The sequence below is a fragment of the Pedobacter sp. ok626 genome (assembly GCF_900100435.1).
GTDB lineage: Bacteria > Bacteroidota > Bacteroidia > Sphingobacteriales > Sphingobacteriaceae > Pedobacter.
In genome coordinates, this window is record NZ_FNEX01000003.1 from 392,045 (window position 1) to 409,784 (window position 17,740).

General features: G+C 39.8%; 18 protein-coding genes. 9 read left to right on the forward strand and 9 right to left on the reverse strand.

Annotated elements, in window-relative coordinates; all coding sequences use genetic code 11:
* Window positions 1-649 precede the first annotated feature (649 nt).
* The gene (locus BLS35_RS28035) at window positions 650-922 is read right to left on the reverse strand and encodes a type II toxin-antitoxin system death-on-curing family toxin (RefSeq protein ID WP_207909089.1); all 273 of its coding nucleotides are present in this window, start codon (window positions 920-922) and stop codon (window positions 650-652) included.
* A gap of 641 nt (window positions 923-1,563) precedes the next feature.
* Between BLS35_RS28035 and BLS35_RS05985 the strand changes: the two genes are divergently transcribed.
* A complete protein-coding gene (locus BLS35_RS05985) occupies window positions 1,564-2,964 on the forward strand; it encodes an RtcB family protein (protein WP_090778790.1) in 1,401 nt (466 codons plus the stop codon).
* Window positions 2,965-2,975: 11 nt separating this feature from the next.
* Window positions 2,976-3,584, forward strand: a complete 609-nt coding sequence (gene prfH, locus BLS35_RS05990; RefSeq protein WP_254778696.1) for a peptide chain release factor H — start codon at window positions 2,976-2,978, stop codon at window positions 3,582-3,584.
* Between the two features lie 122 nt (window positions 3,585-3,706).
* Here the strand turns inward: prfH and BLS35_RS05995 are convergent, their stop codons facing one another.
* From BLS35_RS05995 to BLS35_RS06010, 5 genes are read right to left on the reverse strand one after another with little or no spacing between them, the layout of a single operon-like run.
* A complete protein-coding gene (locus tag BLS35_RS05995) occupies window positions 3,707-4,315 on the reverse strand; it encodes a class I SAM-dependent methyltransferase (protein ID WP_090778794.1) in 609 nt (202 codons plus the stop codon).
* Window positions 4,316-4,351: 36 nt separating this feature from the next.
* Window positions 4,352-4,867 carry a DNA-deoxyinosine glycosylase gene (locus tag BLS35_RS06000; RefSeq protein ID WP_090778797.1) on the reverse strand — a complete coding sequence of 172 codons (516 nt, stop codon included), beginning with the start codon at window positions 4,865-4,867 and terminating at the stop codon, window positions 4,352-4,354.
* 43 nt (window positions 4,868-4,910) lie between these two features.
* Window positions 4,911-5,069 (reverse strand): hypothetical protein, encoded by a 159-nt coding sequence (locus BLS35_RS27680; RefSeq protein ID WP_165973233.1) that lies wholly within the window; start codon window positions 5,067-5,069, stop codon window positions 4,911-4,913.
* Window positions 5,070-5,082: 13 nt separating this feature from the next.
* Window positions 5,083-5,667: a hypothetical protein gene (locus BLS35_RS06005; RefSeq protein WP_132225941.1), complete on the reverse strand. Its 585-nt coding sequence runs from the start codon at window positions 5,665-5,667 to the stop codon at window positions 5,083-5,085.
* Window positions 5,668-5,720: 53 nt separating this feature from the next.
* The gene (locus BLS35_RS06010; protein ID WP_090778801.1) at window positions 5,721-6,062 is read right to left on the reverse strand and encodes an MmcQ/YjbR family DNA-binding protein; all 342 of its coding nucleotides are present in this window, start codon (window positions 6,060-6,062) and stop codon (window positions 5,721-5,723) included.
* A gap of 117 nt (window positions 6,063-6,179) precedes the next feature.
* On the opposite strand from BLS35_RS06010, the gene BLS35_RS06015 reads away from it, so the two are divergent.
* Together BLS35_RS06015 and BLS35_RS06020 are read left to right on the forward strand one after the other, a co-directional pair.
* Window positions 6,180-6,797 carry a competence protein CoiA family protein gene (locus BLS35_RS06015; RefSeq protein WP_090778803.1) on the forward strand — a complete coding sequence of 206 codons (618 nt, stop codon included), beginning with the start codon at window positions 6,180-6,182 and terminating at the stop codon, window positions 6,795-6,797.
* A gap of 200 nt (window positions 6,798-6,997) precedes the next feature.
* Window positions 6,998-7,273 (forward strand): hypothetical protein, encoded by a 276-nt coding sequence (locus BLS35_RS06020; RefSeq protein ID WP_090778805.1) that lies wholly within the window; start codon window positions 6,998-7,000, stop codon window positions 7,271-7,273.
* Between the two features lie 24 nt (window positions 7,274-7,297).
* On the opposite strand, the gene BLS35_RS06025 is transcribed toward BLS35_RS06020, so the two are convergent.
* The 3 genes from BLS35_RS06025 to BLS35_RS06035 all read right to left on the reverse strand — a co-directional run bounded on the left by BLS35_RS06025 (window position 7,298) and on the right by BLS35_RS06035 (window position 10,541).
* Window positions 7,298-9,529: a B12-binding domain-containing radical SAM protein gene (locus BLS35_RS06025; protein ID WP_207909090.1), complete on the reverse strand. Its 2,232-nt coding sequence runs from the start codon at window positions 9,527-9,529 to the stop codon at window positions 7,298-7,300.
* A 256-nt stretch (window positions 9,530-9,785) separates the two neighbouring features.
* Window positions 9,786-10,100 carry an HPF/RaiA family ribosome-associated protein gene (locus BLS35_RS06030; protein WP_090778807.1) on the reverse strand — a complete coding sequence of 105 codons (315 nt, stop codon included), beginning with the start codon at window positions 10,098-10,100 and terminating at the stop codon, window positions 9,786-9,788.
* 153 nt (window positions 10,101-10,253) lie between these two features.
* Window positions 10,254-10,541 carry a hypothetical protein gene (locus BLS35_RS06035; RefSeq protein ID WP_090778809.1) on the reverse strand — a complete coding sequence of 96 codons (288 nt, stop codon included), beginning with the start codon at window positions 10,539-10,541 and terminating at the stop codon, window positions 10,254-10,256.
* Between the two features lie 325 nt (window positions 10,542-10,866).
* Here BLS35_RS06035 and BLS35_RS06040 point away from each other — a divergent pair, with 325 nt between their 5' ends.
* The 5 genes from BLS35_RS06040 (at window position 10,867) to BLS35_RS06060 (ending at window position 17,739) form a co-directional block, all read left to right on the forward strand.
* Window positions 10,867-11,055 (forward strand): hypothetical protein, encoded by a 189-nt coding sequence (locus BLS35_RS06040; protein WP_090778810.1) that lies wholly within the window; start codon window positions 10,867-10,869, stop codon window positions 11,053-11,055.
* Window positions 11,056-11,120: 65 nt separating this feature from the next.
* Window positions 11,121-11,681 (forward strand): sigma-70 family RNA polymerase sigma factor, encoded by a 561-nt coding sequence (locus BLS35_RS06045; RefSeq protein WP_090778812.1) that lies wholly within the window; start codon window positions 11,121-11,123, stop codon window positions 11,679-11,681.
* A gap of 69 nt (window positions 11,682-11,750) precedes the next feature.
* A complete protein-coding gene (locus BLS35_RS06050) occupies window positions 11,751-12,800 on the forward strand; it encodes a FecR family protein (protein ID WP_090778814.1) in 1,050 nt (349 codons plus the stop codon).
* 124 nt (window positions 12,801-12,924) lie between these two features.
* Entirely contained in the window at window positions 12,925-16,299 is a 3,375-nt protein-coding gene (locus tag BLS35_RS06055) for a TonB-dependent receptor (RefSeq protein ID WP_090778816.1), read from the forward strand.
* A 21-nt stretch (window positions 16,300-16,320) separates the two neighbouring features.
* The gene (locus BLS35_RS06060; protein ID WP_090778818.1) at window positions 16,321-17,739 is read left to right on the forward strand and encodes a RagB/SusD family nutrient uptake outer membrane protein; all 1,419 of its coding nucleotides are present in this window, start codon (window positions 16,321-16,323) and stop codon (window positions 17,737-17,739) included.
* The last annotated feature ends 1 nt before the right edge of the window (window position 17,740 follow it).

Below are 17,740 nucleotides of genomic sequence, written 5' to 3' on the forward strand. Positions count from 1 at the left end.
AAGAACAGTAGTCAGAAGTAAGATTGTTCATGAATGAGTAGCGTATTGGTTGTTTCGATGCTCTAAGTTTGGGATTTTATTCCAGTAAAGCAAGATTATTATCGAGATATAATGCTGGGTAAATTAATTTTTTATTTTGCTAGCAATTCCTGATACTCTAAAGACCAAGTCAGCAATTGCGCTTTTTCGCTCATTGTCGAATTGAGTGGTTTAATTCGCAGTTGTATTTATTTCTACAAAAAACTGTATAAAATTCCAATATACTGTTCTGAATTACATATATTGTACTATTACAACCAACAAACTGACTATGAATAAATTAATGCTTCTAGTACTGACATCTCTATGTCTTATGCTTAGTCCATCTCAACCTGGATACACTCATCCAAAAGTGAATTTCGTTGAGACAGTCCAAACAGTTGTATACACTACTAAAACAGGCGAAAAATACCATCTTGAAGGCTGCAGTTACCTTAGACAAAGTAAAATTAAAACCACAAAAAAGGAAGCTATAGCTAACGGATATACTGCATGCAGCAGATGTAAGCCATAAAAAATAGTTTTTCAAGTTGCGGGGTAACTTGCGGGATAACTTGCAGGGTAACTTGCGGGGTCCGAGATATAGATTCGGGAGTTATTCTCATTCATTTTAACCCTTCTCATCTGATTTACTTTCAGCAATCATTAATTTTAGCGCGACCAACGCATTATCGGCAATACGTTTCGAACCATCAGCTCTGTAGAGGATTCTGTTCTTTTCCAAAAACCAAACAAAAAGGTAAGCAGCAATTCGTTTATTACCATCAGAAAAAGAATGGTTTTTAACCACGAAATATAAGAGATTAGCAGCCTTTTCTTCCACACTGGGATATAAATCCAAGCCACCAAAAGTTTGATAAATAGCACCGATAGACCCTTTCAAAGAATCGTCCTTTTCATTTCCGAAGAGAGCGCACCCTCCGCTTTAACTGTTCGGAATTTCCGAACAGTTGAGTCTTTTATCAATTCTTTTGATTGAAAGATAGATTTAATGTGCGCTCACTGATATTAGCCTTACTGGATTGAAATAACTCTACTATTTGATTTTGAGTAAGCCAAACGGTTTCATCTGTCAGTTTAACATCAATAGCAGTTTCGCCTTCTGTAGTTTGATATATCATTACTGGATCGGTTTGCATATCGAATGATTATAATGCTTTTAAAATTAATTCTATATATTTGCAGCCAATTCCTGATTTGTTAACATTTAAATATCAAGGAATCATGACAGAGCAAATCTACATATCGCCCCTTTCGCTCATTGCCTAATTAGGCAGGAAAACACTGTGTTTTATTGAATGCGTTGAGGGTTACATTGGTAACCCTATAACTTATTTTGCCTGCTTCAATTCATTGGATTTCATTGAGCCCATTAAAAAGGGTATATCCTTTCTCAAGGACGAATCGAAATCAAAAATCAATTTTAAAAGAAATTAATTGGGAGTCCTACGGACAAACCAAATTGATAACATATCCCGGTATGCGCATAAAAAAAGCGTTCCTGGAATCAGAAATATAAGCCACATGGGCAATTTAAGAACAAAAGATTTAAGTAAAATAGGTTATCATAATGATCAGCTGCGAAGCCTGGTTATTGGCATAGCCTCCAAAAATTTTAAACACTACAGTAAACAGCAATTGCTGGATCTGTTAGTGGATATAAAAAACGATCCGGAAGCATTTCTGGATAATGAATTAACGACCAAAATAGCTGAAAAAATTATAGGCAAGATTAATACACCATCCTTCAAAACTTATGAGTTGAGAGATGAACCTGTGTTTTGTAAAACCTACGGTGGGAAGCATATTGAGTCGTCGGCTAAAAAGCAAATGGAGTTGGCCAACCTGCTACCAATCAGTATACAGGGTGCGCTAATGCCTGATGCGCATATGGGCTTCGGCTTGCCAATTGGCGGTGTGCTGGCTACTGATAATGCGGTTATCCCCTACGCAGTAGGAATGGATATTGGTTGTAGAATGGCACTCTCTATTATCGACGAGAGTGATGGTTTTCTGAAGCGGTTTGAATACCAGATCAAACAGGCTTTAAAAAGCCATACTCATTTCGGGATGGAAGGTGGTCTGGATATCAGACAGGAACATGAGGTTTTGGATAGTCAAGTGTTTAATGAGATTCCTTTTTTAAAACCCTTGCGCGGTAAAGCGGCAAGGCAATTGGGAACTTCTGGCAACGGAAACCACTTTGTAGAATTCGGTGAGATTGAAATGCTGCCTGATAACACCTTGGGGCTACCTGCTAAAAGGTATACGGCTTTATTAACTCACTCTGGAAGCAGAGGTTTGGGCTCGGCCATTGCAAGGCACTATACCCAGATTGCCATGAACACTTGTAAACTTCCACGCCACGCGCAACAGTTGGCATGGTTAGACATGAACAGCGAAGCCGGACAGGAATATTGGCTCACAATGACCTTGGCTGGAGATTACGCAAAAGCCTGTCATGAGCGCATACATGCCAATTTATTAAAAGCATTAGGATTAACTGCTTTACATGTTGTAGAAAACCATCATAATTTTGCATGGAAGGACAAACTTGCTGACGGCAAAGAAGTGATTCTTCACCGCAAGGGTGCCACACCGGCGCATCAGAACGAATTGGGCATTATTCCGGGCAGCATGACTACCCCTGCCTATCTGGTTTCGGGTAAAGGTTCGGTAGATGCTTTGTTCTCAGCTTCGCATGGCGCAGGTCGTGCGATGAGTCGCCAAAAGGCAAAAGACAGCATGACCGTTTCTGCGATGAAGAAATTGTTAAGCAGTGCAGGTGTCGCCTTAATTGGCGGAACAGTTGAAGAAAATCCCTTAGCATATAAGGATATCGAAGCTGTGATCACAGCTCAAAGAGAGCTGGTTGATATTCAAGGCAAGTTTTTTCCACGGATCGTTAGAATGAATAAGGACTAGCCATGAAGAAGATGATGATACAAATCACATCAGGCAAAGGCCCGGCAGAATGCTGCCGGGTTGTAGCTTGTGTGCAAAGTCTAATGATGAAACAGGCTAAACAGCAAGGCATAGCATTGCAGGTGTTGGAAAATAAGGCTGGTGATTTAAACAGAACGCTATTATCCGCAACGATGATGGCAACAGGAGATAGCTTGGGTGCTTTTATAACAGAATGGGTTGGCACTATACAATGGATAGCACAAAGTCCTTACAGAAAGTACCATAAGCGCAAAAACTGGTTTGTTGGTGTAGCTGCTTTTGATGTTGAGGATTTGATGCAATGGAACGCTAAAGATGTGAAGTTGGAAACCTGTCGCTCATCCGGTCCTGGCGGTCAGAATGTAAACAAAGTAGAAACTGCTGTAAGAGGCACTCACCTACCATCTGGCTTACAGGTAATGGCAATGGATACGCGTTCGCAACTGGAAAACAAGAAGCTTTGTCTGGCAAGGCTTGAGGCCAAACTATTGGTTTGGCAAGCGGCCCAGTTAATGGAAAAGCAGCACAGTCATTGGCAAGAGCATAATGCACTTGAACGAGGCAATCCTGTTAAAACCATAAAAGCGGAGTTGCTTTAACAGAGTAATCATTCACCCGATCACGAATGTTTAGGTTTGTGGTTGGGTGAATCTGCTTAGGGCGACGATGGAAGAATGAAGATGCCGAATAGGCATCAGCGATTATTTACCCTTTCTTAAGCTTAACGTTTAGAAAAACTGCAAAACAGGAAATTCTGTTTGGTACCGAAGGGCGTTATATGATCTTCAGTGATACAGTTGATTTTATCAAACCCTAATGCAAATGTCTCTTGCAATTCAGCTTCGGAGTATTGTTTGATAGGTAGCCCACTGCATTTCAGTGGTCCATTTTTAGAAAAAGTCCCAATCACTAAGCGACTTGTGACTGCAGCCGTTGCGATATTCAGGTACGTTGAAATTTGTTCGGGACTGGTTAGAAAATGAAAAGCAGCGCGGTCATGCCAAACATCATATTGCCCTTCCGGGACAAAATCAAGAATATCCGACACTACCCAGGTTACTTTATCTGCTTTAGGACCAAGTCGTTCTTTTGCACGTTCCAATGCTTTTTCCGAGATGTCCAGCACGGTGATGTTTTCATACCCCTCATCTATTAAAAAATCAACTAGCTTACTGTCGCCACCACCAATGTCTATGATCTTTGCTGTTTTAGGTAATTTAAAGCTACTAATAAAATTCATAGAGGTTTCAGGAACTTCCTGTGTCCAGCTGACCTCATTGGGCTGTTTATGCCCATAGATATTTTCCCAGTGTTGTTTGCTTTCTTCCATGAGTTATTATTTATCAATAGACTTCGGGGGAATTCTTTATAACTTCTGATAAACAGAAAGGAATAAAGAATGTTTGATTAATTTCCATTCGTCCAGTTTCTGTTCAAATGTTTTCCATGTGTTTGCACTACTTGGAGAAGGCAATTTATAATATGACTTATTAGGAGATTTGAGAACATATTTATTATAAAATGTCTCTGCTTTCTGGCTTCCAAAAAAAACGGTTTTTATTTCCGGATACTTATTATAGAATGATTGAAAATCATTCGCTTCTTCATTCAATATGTTATTGTCGGAACTGCCCTCACATTCACAGGCTTTTAAAACATCCCAAAGCGCAATACCATTATCAAGCAATAGCTGCTTCCTAATTTCATAATCCTTTGAAAATGGTTGATCAAAAAGAGTAAATATGATTTTCCAAAAATGATTACCAGCATGACCATAGTACTGCTGCAACTTTAAGGATTTATCACCTGGCATAGTCCCCAAAATAAGGATTCGGCTATTCTTATTTACGATAGGAGGAAATGCTATCTTTAAATTACTCATATGAAGCATATTAATAAAGAATGATCATTATAATCAGAAAAAACTATCGTTTTCCAAGATCATCTGGCACACATATAGTCGAACCACCGGCAATGGTTTGCTCATGCATACCATCAGGACACCCTTTCTTTTCACATCCACTTATCAAAAGTACAGCCCCAAAAACTGTAACTACTATAAATACAAAACGTTTAGATCTCATTTCAATGTGACAATTACTTAGTTGTAGTAGTATTTTTTTTCTCTTCGTTATATAATTTGATGTAATTTCTCAGTACATCAAAGCTAAAACTCTTTTCGGCTTTAAACCTTGCCCATAAGGTAGGGTTATCGCCCAACAACTGTTCGAAATTGCTTTCCTTCTCAGCACGGGAAAAAGAAAGCGCATCCGTTTTTATACTAAGCAAAAGGCCATCCCCCTTACTGGCATACCAGGAAGTAACGGTAACATTACCATACTTACCAGGGCTTGTCCTCTCAAATTCATATAATTGAATCTCGCCCTGCTCGTGCAACTGCAAAAATCTCAGCTTCGATTGATTGGGCAAAGCTCTGGCTACAAAAGTTTCCGGCTCTTTTGTGCTGAAAGTCCGATGGTAAACCTTGGTATTCTTTTCGCTGATCACGATCGGTTTTGATTCCTCCGTTTCCTTGAACCTATGCTTACCAATCAGCGGCTTCGTTATTCCACCCCTTAGCGTATCATTTTTCAGGGTAATTATATAATCATTTTGTGCTAGAGCGGCATTCGATAAAGCCATACAAAAGCATGCAGAGAGCATAAGTGACGTTAATTTCATATCCAAAGATAATAAAAATAAAAAAATGAGTCTATCGGTTATGGGAATTTACTTTACAAGTTCTGCAAGTTTTTAGGTAGGCTTTTCAATACCAACTCATAAGAATGGTCGATCAATTCTCGGACTAATGCCGGGCTTAGACCACCATCCAGATAAACGGTATTCCAATGTTTCTTATTCATATGGAAGCCGGGGATAATTTCATGATGCTGTTCCCGTAATTCTATAGCGCGTTCAGGATCGCATTTAACATTGAATCGGTTGGCTTGCTCTAATCCAATTAACAGGAAGATCTTACCCCCTACTTTAAATACCAGTGTCTGTTCTCCGAACGGCATTCCTTCGGTGGTTCCAGGTTTACTAAGACAATAATCACGCAAATCTTCAATATTCATAGCTAGAAAGTTATTATTATGGAATAGAACCCAAAAATATGGGATTTTATCTAATTTTTTGAATACTAATTATTTTAGTATAAATTTGAAGCCCGTTGGTGTTTTAGCAGTGTTCAGATGAATTTAAACTTAGATATACCCAGATGTTATCCTGGTGAAACGCCTTGGCATAAAAACTGGAAACTTGCCTTTCCCCCTACTTTCCGGGAGATTAGTTTTCCGGACAAATTGTTAGGGGACCTTCATCGTGCAGATGTACATACACCTTGCGGCACTACTCTCGAATTTCAAAATTCCCCAATCAGCATGGCGGAACTGAAAAGCAGAGAGGCGTTTTATCCCAAGTTGATCTGGATATTGAACGGTAAAAAGTTTAAAGGATTCAGGATTCTTAAAAGTTTGCCAGATGTGGATGATCCCAGACTTGATGGTTATGAGTTTTGTCATACGGATCATCTTTCTATGGTCCGCAAATCAGATCATTTGCTATTAGGCAACAATGCCAAAAGATTAAACTTCTATCATGCGGAATTAAAGACGATCAAACTTACTTCTCATTACTATTCCTTTTGCTGGAAGCATCCACATGCTGTATGGTACCAGGCTAAATGCCCCATCATTGTAGACCTGGGTGGGCATTTCTTATACCAGTTGAAGCAACGACCTCAGCTTTCTGGCGCTTACGCTTACCTCCATATGATTCCCCGAAAATCGTTTATTGAAAGATTCATTTAAGCAGGTACACTAAGCGAATATTCAAAAAAATTGAAACACTAGTGCTTAGCCGTTGTTTATATAGAGCAACCGAAACATTTTTGGTTTCGGGCTAAAAACGAACGGTGGACGACCCTTCCGATCACCCACCGTTTCTAAATTAACGCTCTCAAGGATATAAACACATCGCCACTAAAAATGTTTCAAAAAAAAAATAAATTATGCTTAACCTCAATAAAGAATTAAATGAACTGGCCAGTAGCTGGTATAGTTTATCAGAACTAAGCAAGAGTGTCCTCAGCAAGCAGGAAGCTGAAGAGGTAAGAGAAAAACAGCAACAGGCTGGTCAACAGTTAATCCCAATGCTTCAGGAAATGCAAGCCTCAAAAGATACACCCTATGAGACTTATCTTGAAGGAGACACTTTTGTGGATATCTATTTGGATGAAAATGGAGAAATTAGAGATAATGGACATTACAGCCGTCCAGCGCTTTAAATGGTGATTTTCTTAATCATTGAGCTATAAAACCAACAGTCCAAAATCTCTTAAGCTATAAATAGGTTCCGAATACCAGAACAATTCAAAGTATTCCATTGTCTTTTCAAAATCGGCTTTAATTTCCTGAAAAGTATAAACCTGTGTATTGGATACCGCTGTTTTTTGTAAGATGGAAGCCAGCCATTCTCCCTCATTTTTATTAACCTGGATGTTAAAGGTTTCCTTTTTATCATAAAAGGTTAAAATCAACATCTCCAAAGGCTTGTTCTTCTTATACTTTGTAAAGATTTCTTTATCAGGCTTACCTCCTAACCAAACTACTTTGGCAGTGGGTTTAGTGTTCAACTTACTTTCCTCCCCTATGGCTTTCTCGATAAAATCTGAAGGAATGGTTGTTTTCGGAATCTTAAAATCAAACCAATCCTGCAATTTGTATTCGAAGCAGATACCATGCATAAAATTGAAGAGTGACTTCTTTAGTCCGAAACTAAATTGATCATGGTTTATTCCTGTTTTATCGATGTAATTGATGTCATTATTGGCAAAAGTTCCGACCACTTCTGTCTCCTTAACCACACCAAATCTTTCTGGATGCATACCAACAGGACTATGAGCGGTCATGGCAAACTGATGCCAGAAGCCAGATTGTAAAACTCCTGCTTCAAACAGTTGCCTCACCATTTCCAGACTGTCTATTGTCTCTTGAATGGTCTGCGTTGGATACCCATACATCAAATAAGCATGAACCAACACTCCTGCTTCCGTAAAGTTTCGTGTAACCTGCGCAACCTGCTCAACCGTTACGCCCTTGTCTATTAGCTTTAACAACCTATCCGATGCTACCTCTAAACCGCCAGAAACGGCTATACAGCCTGATGCTTTAAGTAAAATGCATAAGTCCCTGGTAAAGCTTTTCTCAAACCGAATGTTTGTCCACCAGGTTACGGAGATCTTTCTTCTTAAAATCTCCAATGCAACTTCCCGCATCAAAGCTGGCGGTGCAGCCTCGTCTACAAAGTGAAAGCCATTCTGGCCAGTTTTTTCACTTAACTCTTCTATGCGGTCGACGATCAATTTAGCAGCAACTGGTTCATATACCTTGATGTAATCCAGAGAAATATCACAAAATGTACATTTCCCCCAATAACAGCCATGTGCCATTGTCAACTTGTTCCAGCGGCCATCACTCCACATCCTATGCATTGGATTTACAATTTCTATAACAGAAATATATCGATCCAATTGTAAATCACTATAATCGGGCGTTCCCACATCGAACTGCTTATAATCGCTCCTTAAAGCATCATTTTTATAAACTACAGCTCCATCCTCTAACAAAAAAGTTCTCTTATATAGATGAAAAGCCCCTGCTTTTGTGATCGAATCGTAGATCAGCTCAATAGGCAATTCCCCATCATCCAGGGAGATATAATCGAAAAATTCGAATACCCTTTGGTCAGAAAGAGAACGTAATTCCGTATTGGCAAAACCGCCACCCATTGATATTTTAATATTGGGATAAGTTCTTTTCACATACTGTGCACAACGGAAAGCGGCATATAAATTTCCTGGAAATGGAACAGAAATGACGAACAACTTAGGCTGAATAACAGCAATTTTCTCTTCTAAAATAGCCATCAGTAGCTTATCCATATAGGTACACTCCTGATTTAAAGCGCCGTAAAGCTCATCAAATGAGTTTGCGCTCCTACCTAATCTTTCGGCATAGCGACTAAAACCAAAATTAGGGTCGATACACTCAATGATAAAATCCGAAATATCCTCAAGGTATAGCGTCGCCAGGTGCTTCCCCTTGTCCTGAGTCCCCATGGTACCAAATGCCCAATCCAACTCATCCAATTGCTCAAACCTTGAAGCTTCTGGCAAATAGTCTTCCTGACAGATTTGCAAAGCTAGGGTTGGATTTTTGCCTTGTAAAAATGCAATAACTGCATCAATCGTTTTGATGTACTCGTTTTTTAAGGCGAGGATTCGTTTTGAATTTGGGCTTTTTGACTGATCCGATAGCCCCTCTGCATGAGTAAAAAGATCTTCCAAACCTTTTCTGGAAAATAAGGCCAAAATCACTTCAATACCTAAATCAGCCTGAGTTGAGGAGATATTTTTAGTATTTAAAAAACCTTTGATATATGCGGTTGCTGGATACGGTGTATTCAGTTGTGTAAAGGGTGGCGTAACAAGGAAAAGATCTGTAGTCAAAATGGAATTGTATTTCGGTACAAAAATATCCATAATTATTTTAGTATCTAAGCCTTATTTTAAACAGACAAGCCTTTTTGCTGCGAGATTTTAGATTTTGTAGGTAATGAGCCGGTGCTATGTAAAATACTTTTACACAAGGACTGACCTGATATAGGTTTCTTATCGCGCAACGTATAAACGTACACAGCCCCACATTTCTGTGAGGCTGTGTGTGATCCTGCTGAGATTCAAACCCAGTCTATAAATTATAGTGTTGAGCTGGAACAAATCGCTCAGACACGTATTGCTAGCGGGCTTTAATTTTGCCGACTATTGTTTCCACTCTGCTTTTTAGCTTGGTAATGGCGCCACGAAGAGCAAAATCATAACTGTTTCCTAAGCTGGAAACAGCAACAGGTTCTCTACCTGAAATTCTTGCCTCCAATAAACAACGTTTGTCATCTAAGCCCTCCTTACTTCCATTTTCATCTGATAGATGCACCTCCAGCCGGGTGATTAAATCATCGAACATCCCGAGACCTTCATTGATTTCATTTTTAATTTTTTCTTCGTATTCCTGATGTATTGTTAAGTTTTTGTCGGTGTTCAATTGAATAGTCATAGTCTCGTAGTTAAAATGTATTGTACCAACTAAACAACAAAAACAGGTATTGGTTTTAAAATTTCCTAGAAAGTATAGGTTTTTTTAACACAAAAAAGCCTCACATTTCTGGAGGCTTTGTGAGTTCAATAAATGAGAACGTTTGCTTCAGATTTACCAAATAAATTTATAATCATCTATACGATCTGATTTTACAAAACGTGTCAATTTCCCCTCATAAAAATAAAAGAATGAATAAGGTTCAGTTTTGGGAACAAATGATTTGGAGGTAATGCGATAAATATTTGTCCCACTATTATCGATCGACATCAATTCTGCAGAACGGTTAGTTCGTTTGAATTCATTTTCTGTCATACCGATCTTAATTGGCGATTCTTGATAGGACATGCTCTTACAGCCTAAAGCCACTACCGCCAGGCAGATTAAAATTACTTTTTTCATACATGTGTTTATTTGTGTGTGTACCGAAACGGTTTCAATAATGATGCCTTATCAGATCCCTAAAATACATCTGACCCTTTAGTTCTGAAAACGACAATTAACACACTGATTGTCAATATTTTTATTTGCGTAATTTTTTGTTTACACAAATAGTTGCTCGCTTAAGAATTGGTTCTTAGTAATATTTACCACGTTATCTGAATCATGTTGAACAAAGCTAATCGACTGGGGCGTAGCCCTAATACCGAAAGTTATTGCTAAAAGCGACAATTTTGCGAAGTAATTTTTAATGATGAACTTTGGGATATATTAATACAACAAAGCCATGAAAAACCCTGACCCTATAAATCTGAATTCTACATTCACTGAAAAGGTAATGATTGGGCTCAAAAAAGCTTTGCGAAAATTGGCCGAAGAAGCCGCTCTAAATAACGAGAGCTTAATCATTGGTGATAAGGATGGAAATGTAAAATCTATTCCGGCCAAAGAATTATTAAAAGGCATTTCCAAATAGCCTTAAAATATATTAATTAGAAATCAGTAAGTTTGGATGCCCCTTAAGAAAATACAAACCAAAGCATGGCGCCCGATTTAACAGATATACTTACTTTACAAACCGCTGTGGCAAGAAATGCGGATGAATCTGCCTACCGCAAATTGTTTGTATTGTTTTATACACCTGTCATCCGTTTTGCAAAAGCCATAGTACATTCTGAAGAACTTGCTGAAGAATTGTATGCTGATGCCATGATGAAAATCTGGTTTATGGGACCAAAATTGGAGCTGGTAATAGATTTTAGAATTTATCTATTCACTATGGTAAAAAATTCGGCCTTCAACCATCTGAAAAAAAATAAAGGCCTCCGTTATGTAGGACTGGATGATCTGGAGTTAATGCCGGTAAGCAATGCAAGCCCGGTTGACCACATTATTGAGAAAGAACTTGAGCATCATTTGAAAACAGCTATTGATAGCTTACCTCCTAAATGCCAGGTGGTTTACAGACTGGTAAAAAATGAGGGGTTCAGCTATAAACAGGTGTCCGAAATTTTAAGTATTTCTACCAATACCATTGAAGGTCACATGACAAATGCATTAAAAAAAATTACCCTTTATATGAGGGAACATTTAAATTCTTAAAAATATTTTCAAACAGACCGGTGGTTCGCATTGATTTTATTGTCTCTTAATTGAAACAACAGGAAATCCATGTCCGAAGATATTTTTTTTAAACTCTTAAGCAGGCAGCTCGCAGGTGAAGCGAGCGAAAAGGAATTACATCAATTGAAAAAAATCATTGATAACGATCCTGAGCTGAAAAAAGTCTACCTGTCGTTTAACACCCCCGACGAGGAAGTTCGCGAAGAAGACCTGAGTAAAGCTGAACAGGCCTTTGCATTACATTCTTTAAAAATGCATTTACATGTTTCTGAGTCATCACCTGATGCTTCTACCAGAGCCATCAACCCTCGCCTACTTTGGCTTAGCAGTGTCAGTTTTTTATTTGTTTGTTTGCTGTTGCTCTGGTTGTTTTCTCCTTTTACTTCGAATAGTCCATTAAAAAGTCAGGTGGTTACCAAAAAAGGTTCTAAAACCATGGTAAAGCTTCCTGACGGTAGCTCTGTATGGATAAATGCTGACAGCCGTTTACAGTATGCTGATAATTTTAAGGGCAAACTACGGGAAGTATGGTTGGATGGCGAAGCTTTTTTTGATGTAAAGAAAGATCCTGCACATCCCTTTGTGATCCATACGGATAAAATCAACATCAGGGTACTGGGCACGTCGTTTAACGTAAAAAGCTACCCTACTGACCAGCTGATCGAAACTTCTCTTATCAAGGGACGGATTGAAGTTAGCTTTAACGACAGGCCTTCGGAAACCATCATTTTACGCCCAAACGAAAAGCTTACCGTAAGGAAGGATCAGTCCGAACCTATACACTCGGGCTTGAATGCAGAAAATACACCTAAAATTAAGCTGGATAACCTCCTGCGCCCGAACGAGCATAGCCCGCTGGTAGAAACTGCCTGGATGGAAAATAAGATAGCATTCTCCAACTGTCTGATGTCGGACATTGCTTTAATGCTCGAAAGACGCTTTGATATCAGTGTCGAATTTAAAAGTCAGGATGTGATGAAATACCGTTATACGGGCATATTTGACGATGAAAGCATTGATGACATCCTTAAAATAATGAAAATTTCTAAACCTTTTAATTACAAGCTGAATGGAAAAAAACTGACGATAACGAACTAAAGCCAGATAGCGTTATAAACGGGAAATGTTGGACCATTCCCCGTTATCAAATAACTGATGTCTGATGATTTCCCCGGAAAGAGAAAATATCAACCTTTATTAATCAACTATTCAAAACAAATATATGAAGAAAAACAAACTTTTCTTTGAGAACCACTATGCCTCGCGCTATCGAAAACATTTTCTAAAAATGAAGCTACTTGTCCTACTTGCGCTGCTCACTTTAAATACCAGAGCGTCGTTGTATTCTCAAACCCGGGTAACCATCGAGTTAAAGAACACCACATTGAGCAATGCACTCAAAAAAATTGAACAGAAAACCAGCTACCGCTTTGCTTATAACAATGAAGTTGTACCTTTTAAAAGGTTGATCAGCATTGATGTTAAAGACGCGGATATTGCTGATGTAATGGCTAAGCTGTTAGACAAACTCCCATTAACCTATGATGTGATCAAAAATGTGGTGGTGATCAGTGCGGATAAGGGGGCCGTTGCAGAAAACAACATTGTAGTACAGGGAATCGTAACCGATGAGCAGAGTGTACCCATGCCGGGCGTAAACATAAGGTCAAAAGTGCATCCATCTCTGATGACTGTGACAGATGCAAAAGGGCAATTTCAGCTTAGTTTACCAACTGCTTCTGATGTACTGCTTTTTAGCTTCATAGGTTACCAGACCCAGGAACTGGCTTTACCGGTAACTGGAGATGTAAAGATAAGCCTTAAACCATTGGGTGGTTTATTAAGCGAAGTGGTGATCAACGGTTACGGTAAGCAGGCTAAAGCAATCACCACAGGGGCTGTGGGTTTGGTTAAATCTCAGGAACTGGAAAACCGGGCATATACTTCTGTAGACCAATCGCTTCAAGGTAGAGTTGCAGGACTGCAGTCTGTTGGTTCATCAGGTCAGCCGGGCGCTTTACAACAGATCCGTATCCGCGGGATTGGTTCCATTTCTGCCGGCTCTGATCCCCTATTTGTTATTGATGGTGTTATAGTAAGCTCGGGGCAATTGTCGAGGGCAACCACCACTTCAAATGCTTTATCTGCAATTAACCCCAACGACATTGAAAGCATCAATGTTTTAAAGGATGCTGCAGCCTCGGCAATATATGGTTCGAGGGCCGCTAACGGGGTAATCGTTATTACTACCAAACAGGGTGTTCAGGGCAAAACAAAAGTTAATTTTGACATGGAATACGGCCTGACAAAGCTGGGTACAACGCCCGAAGCCGGTAAACTTTTAACTACAGATCAATGGCGTACCCTAACTGCTCAGGGTGTACTTAACAATCCTGCTTATGCCAAGCTAAATGGCGTGACTGCCGACAATGTATTCACCTTTCTGGATAAAAAATTTGGTTCTGGAAGTGGTTTAAATACCAACTGGCTTGACTTGGTACAAAGAGATGGCCGCCAGCAGCAGTATAACTTGAGTATTAGCGGTGGAACGAGTGCTACGCAATATCATGTATCGGGTGGTTATTTTAATCAACAGGGAACTGTGATTGCCTCAGATTTCAACCGTTACTCATTTAAGGTCAATTTAAAGACTAAGGTAAGCGATCGGTTCTCACTGAGTACCAGTATAATTATTGGTGCAAACGGACAGAATTCACCGTCAAATGGCAGTTCTTCAGATAATCCCATCACTGCCGCGGTACATTTATTCCCATTCATCTCTCCTTATAATGCCGATGGAACCTATAATATAGATGCAGCTGTTTTTGGTTCAAAATCGAACCCTCTTTATACTGCTAAATACAATAAGAACAAGCTCAACCAGTTCAAAGGTTTAGGAACGCTATCTGCCGAGTACAAGATCGCTGACAACCTAAGCTTCACTTCCCGTTTCGGTACAGACTACAACAACCTGGAGGAAGATACTTATTATAACCCAACACATGGAGCCGGAGCTTTTTATGACAATGGCCTCTCTTCGCGTGCTTATACCCGTTATTTTAACTGGACCTGGACGAATATGGTAGACTATCATTTTGATCTTCAAAAGGATCAAACCTGGACAGGTAATTTAAAAGTGGGCTATGAAGCACAAAAATCACAGAATTATACTTCAACAGCAGCTACCACTGGTTTGCCTTTAAACCCTGTAGTTACTGTTCCATCAAATGGGACTACTCCTTTTGAAGCCTCAGGTGCAAATACAGATTACACCATAGCTTCCTTATTGAGTCTTGCCGACATCTCTTATAAAGGCAAATATGTTATTTCGGGAAGTTTCCGTCGTGATGGTTCCTCACGTTTCAGCGAGAAAAACCGATACGGCAATTTCTGGTCTGTCGGTGCATCCTGGAATGTTCAGGAGGAAGCTTTTATGAAGTCGGTGCCGTTCATCAACATCTTAAAGCTCAGGACAAGTTACGGTTTGACAGGGAATGCAAATATTGACGATTACGGCTGGCGACAACTGTACAGTTACGGAACTTCGAGCGATTATTCTGTAGCCTATTATAACTTCAACTACAATGGCGAGGTAGGCAGCGGCCCTACTTCTGTTGGAAATCCATACCTTACCTGGGAAACAAACAAGCAATTGAACCTGGGCCTTGATGTAGGCCTGTTTAACAACAGGTTGTCTTTTACCTTCGATTATTACAATAGAAAAGCAACCGATTTGCTGCTTAGTCAGCCTACATCGGGAACTACAGGTTCAGGAGCCTTTTTAAATAACATTGGTTCGATGAGGAATCGGGGTGTTGAATTTTCAATTAACGGAACACCTGTTCAAACCTCAGATTTTAAATGGACTGCTGGTTTCAATATCTCCCGGAACATCAACAAAATTACTTCCCTGGTTGACGGAAAAGATATGAAAGGTTCTTCTGTGATCAGAAGAGTTGGCCTCGACTTTCAAACTTTTTACCTGCGCCAGTGGGCCGGTGTAGACCCAGCCAATGGTAAACCGCTTTGGTATACAGATGAAACAAGAACACAGACAACAAGTAATTATAATCTGGCTCAGCTGGTACCTAATCATTCGGCTACGCCTAAAGTATTCGGAAGTTTTACTTCTGCCTTTAGCTATAAGGGCTTTACACTTGACGGTTTACTGTATTATAATTTTGGCAATCATGTGATGGATCTTTGGTCGAGGTATACCCAATCTGACGGCGACAACAGTTCATTCAACCATTTTGCATCAGAATTAAGGGCATGGCAAAAACCTGGCGATGTAACCGATATTCCAATTTACATCTTTAACAATACGAACAACTCCAGCCGGGCATCAAGCCGCTTTTTATACCGTGGCGACTATATCAGGTTAAGGGAATTAACCCTGGCTTATGCGTTCCAGAAGGGTATTTTATCAAAGACAAAAATTGATGGCTTAAGTATATATATCCGCGGCACAAACCTGGCAACCTGGGTTAGGGATAAGAAATTGCCATATGACCCGGAGGCCGGATTAACCGGGCAATCCAACTACAATATCCCAATGCCAAAAGTGCTTACGCTGGGCGCTAACCTAAAGTTTTAATGGAGTGATATACTAACGAAAATGAAGAATCTAAATAAAAATATACTATTGATTGGGAGCTTTGTGACGATGCTTTCTATTGTTTCCTGTACTAAAAGCTTTTTAGACCAAAAACCATATACCAGCATTTCCAGGGAAGATGCATTAAAAACTGCTGCCGATATCAAAACAGCGCTGAATGGCACCTATGCAAATTTACGCAATGGTGAGCTCAGGGGCGCTGCCGTTCCTTTACTCGGCGATCTACTAGCTGATAACATTTACCTGTCTACCGTTAACATTGGTTTGTTTAATGGCGAGAATGCTTATTCAATTACTACAGACGGTGCCTATAGCAACCGGGTATGGTTTTTTGCGTATGCTAATATTCTCCAGGCGAATAACATCATCGATGCTGAGCTGAACCAGGGAGCTGATGTTTTGCAATATAAAGGTGAAGCTTATGCGATCCGCGCCCTGGTTTATTTTGACCTGGTACGTTTATTTGGAAAACCCTACACTACCGATCCTAACAGTCTGGGCGTGCCTGTTGTATTGCATTACGACCCTGCAGCCCTACCAAAACGAAATACTGTTGCAGAGGTTTATACGCAAATTCTTTCGGATCTGGACAAGGCGATCAACTTGATGTCGCAATACAATGGCTCGGCCAGGTTTTCCAAATACGCGGCAATCGCTTTAAAGGCCAAAGTAAGCTTATATAATGGCGATTATCAGAATGCCTATGACCTGGCAAAGGATGTATTAAGCAACAGTGGCTTTACGCCTGTTAACAGAGCTGCCCTTACAGGTTACTGGGCTTCAGCTACACCGCATGATGGAGACAACAAAGTTGAAACACTTTTTGAACTGGCATCAGACGTATTTAACAATAACGGCTCTGACGAACTTTCCATGCATTTCGTTCAAGCGGATAACAGCGAAGGCGAGATGTTGACTACACAGTCGTTATATGATGCTTACACAGCTACTGATGTGAGGAAAAGCCTCATCCTTAAAGGTGTTAGAAACAGAGTTGGCGGAGAAAATCCTGCCTATATTGTTAATAAATACCCGGTGTTGGTTGGTGATTTTAATGAAAAAAAGGTGATCCGCTTTTCGGAAGTACAGCTCATTGCGGCCGAAGCCGCCTACAGGATCAATAAGGAGCCTGAAGCTATAATTTTATTAAACGCATTAATGGCTCAGCGTGATCCCTCTTTAACTTACCATTCATCTGGATTAGCCTTGTTGGCTGATATCGTGCAAGAAAGGCGTAAAGAACTTGCTTTCGAAGGTGACCGTTTTTTCGATTTGAACAGGTTAAATCAAGACATTATGCGAACTGAGGAATATCCGAGTGGCATCATTGAGGCGGGCGATTACCGAAGAGTAATGCCAATGCCATTGGGAGAAATCAATGTAAATCCCAACATCATCCAAAATCCAGATTATCATTAAT